The organism is Streptomyces solincola, from assembly GCF_002982015.1.
Classification (GTDB): Bacteria; Actinomycetota; Actinomycetes; order Streptomycetales; family Streptomycetaceae; genus Streptomyces; species Streptomyces solincola.
Genome location: NZ_PVLV01000458.1, coordinates 1 through 2,896 on the forward strand (window position 1 = coordinate 1; position 2,896 = coordinate 2,896).

Annotated in this window: 1 protein-coding gene; it reads right to left on the reverse strand. The window is 80.4% G+C overall.

The window, feature by feature from the left end; genetic code table 11:
* Nucleotides 1-78: 78 nt before the first annotated feature.
* The coding region (locus C6N75_RS24495) for a DUF6493 family protein (RefSeq protein WP_322888075.1) at nucleotides 79-2,896 on the reverse strand (2,818 nt) is incomplete at its 5' end.

The following is a 2,896-nucleotide window of genomic DNA, read 5'->3' on the forward strand; positions in this document are numbered from 1 at the left end:
CCGACCGCCGACTGAACCGGCCTCCGACCTTTCACCCCGGGCCCCGGTACAGAGGGCCCGGGGGCCGGTCCCGGCGGGTCACCGGGCGGGCGTGCCGGTCAGCGCGGTCCGGAGCCGGCGGGCCTGGGCGACGTACCGGGAGGAGCCGGTGCGGTCGGCGGCGGCGTCGAGCCCCTGCGGGTACGGCCCGGCCGCCCCGCACCGCTCCACGCAGTCGGCGGCCACCGCCAGCAGGTCGCCCGCTCCGGGCGGGACGGGTCCGCCCGCCGCCGCGAGCAGCGACGGAAGGGCGTGGGCCAGCACCGCCCAGGTGGTGGCGTGGGCGCCGGTGGCGGCGGCGGTGCCGGCGGCGTCGGCCAGCCGGTTGGGCTTGACCGTGCCCAGGGCCAGCAGCTCGGCCAGGTCCCCGCCGATCCGGTCGGCCGCCAGCTCCCCCCGGGCGGCGAGCACCAGCAGCGCGTCCACCGCCGCCAGCCGGTCCTCGGCGTGCCGGGCGCCCAACCCGGTGGCCACCGCCAGGTGCAGCACCGGACCGGCCTCGCCGCCGAGTTCGGCCAGCGCGGGCAGCGCGGCGCAGCCGCCCGCCTCGTCGGAGGCGGCGCAGCCGGTGACGTCGGGCAGCGCCCAGGCGGCCAGCACCTCCCGGTCCTCGGGGAGCACCGAACGGTGCAGCCCGTCCTGCCCCGCCCAGTGCCAGCACCGGTCGGCGGTCCCGGTGGCGGGCCGGCCCAGGTCGTGGAACGCCGCGGGGAACTCCCGCTGCGGGACCAGCCAGGCGCGGACCCCCACCACCAGGCGGCGGATGCCCTCCCGGGCGTGGTTCCACGGACGGGCGGCGTCCGGCGGCGCGGGCTCCTCGACGCGGCGCACCAGCCGGTCGGCCGCGTCGCCCGAGGCGGTCAGCCAGGCGGCCAACCGGTCGCCGGCCGAGGAGCCGAGGGCCGCGGCGGCGGGCGCGGCAGCCGGGTCGCGGCGCACCCGCAGTAGCGCCTGCGCGAAGTCGTTCGGCGCGGGCTCCGTGCCCAGCCGGCCGTAGGCGTCGAGCCGCGCGACCAGGTCCGCCGCCTCCACCGAGCCGGTCCGCACGCTCGGGGTGGCCAGCAGGAAGGGCAGCGGCGCGGTCAGCACCCGGTGCGCGACCTCGTGCACCCGGGCCCGCAGCACTTCCTCCAGCGTCTGGTGCACGCAGCCGCGGTGGCCGCGCCGCCGCCCCGCCGCCGGACCGGTGGCGAGGTCCGCCGGACGCACCCGCCCCAGCACGGCGGCGGCCACCAGCTCCAGCCCGTCCAGGCGCTCGACGCTCACCCTGCCGTGCTCGTCCGCCTCCCACTGCCACCCGGTCGCCAGTACCTGCTCCAGGGCCGCCGCGAGCGCGGCGCGGTCACCGTGCGCGTGCCGGACCAGACCGTCCAGGGCGGCCTCGAACTCGGCGGCCACCGGCTCCCGGCCGCGCACCAGCGCCGCCACCAGCTCCACCGTCTCGGCCGCCGTCGCCGGGGCGGGCGGTTGCGGCCGGGCCGCCGGGGCGGCCGGCAGCACCTCCCGGTACGGCTCGCCGGCCGCGGCGTCCGGGAGCGCGACGCCGAGGAGGGCGGCCGCCGCCGTCTGCTGAGCGGGGCCCAACTGCTCGACTGACGGGCGTAGTTCCTCGCGCAGCGCCGTGTCGCCGGGGCGCAGGTGTCGGACGACCAGGGCCAGCGCGCGCTCCTGGAGGGCGGTGTCCTGGTGCCCGAAGGCGGCCGCGGCGGCCGGCAGCAGGACGTGCCGGGCCTCCGCGTCCCGGCGCAGGGCCTTGCCGAGCAGCACCAACTGGGCGCGGACCAGCTTCTTCTCGGGGCGGAACAGCACCGCTTCCGAGACGTCGGCGAGCCGTGCGGCGGACAGGTCGCCGGCCGCCCACAGGCGCGCCAGCACCTGCTGGGCGTCGCCCGCCACGGTCGAGGGCGCGTCGGCGGCCAGCACGGTCCAGTCGGCGGTGTGCCGCCGCTCCTCCTCGGCGTCGAGCTCCAGCCGGCGCAGGACGGCGGAGAAGACCCGCAGGTGCTGCGGCCGGCCGCCGCGCACCAGCCGGGCGACCGCCCCCTCCACCAGCGCGGACCGGTCCAGCACGCCCTCCGCCGCCAGCGCGGCCAGCACGGCCGGCCAGTGCCCGGAGTGCTCCGGGTCGCCGTACGAGGTGAGCGCGGCGGCCGGCTCCACCGTCTCGAACAGCCGGGCCACCAGCGCGGGGGCGTCCGGGTCGGCGCGCAGGGCGGCGCCGAGCCGCAGGACGCGTCCGCGGCGGTCGGCGGGGCGGACCACCACCATGTCAGCGGCCCAGCCGTGCACGAAGGCGTCGCCGGTCGGCACGGGGCAGCCGGCCACTCGGACCAGGGCGCGGATCAGGGGGTAGTCGTCCCGAGCGGTGCCGGCCCGGGCGGCCAGCCGGTGCGCCAGGTCGCCCAGCCAGGCCGGATCCCGGTCGGCGAGCACCGCCAGCAGCCGGGCGGTGGGCAGTCCGTCCCAGTCCCGCAGCACGGGGGAGGCCAGCCAGGCGGCCGCGGCGGCGGCCCCGGTGTGGCACCCGGCCCCGGCCAGCAGCAGCGCGTTCCTCATGCGCCCGCGCCGCTGCCAGTCGGTCCAGCCCGCCTCGCGCAGCTCCCGGCGCAGACCGGGCAGCTCGCCGGCCAGATCGCGGCGCCGGGCCGGGCTCAGCCGGGCGACCAGTGCGGGCACCGACGCGTCCCGCCCGGCCCGGATGGCGTCGATGACGTAGCCCAGCGCGCCGTACGAGTCAGCGGAGCCGGTGGGGCCTTCGGAGGCGGGGGAGCCCTCGCCGACGGGCCCGGCGGCGGCGCGCACCGCGAGCGGGGAGGCCGGTTCGGCGGTGGTGTGCGCGGTGGGCGCCGCCGCCGGG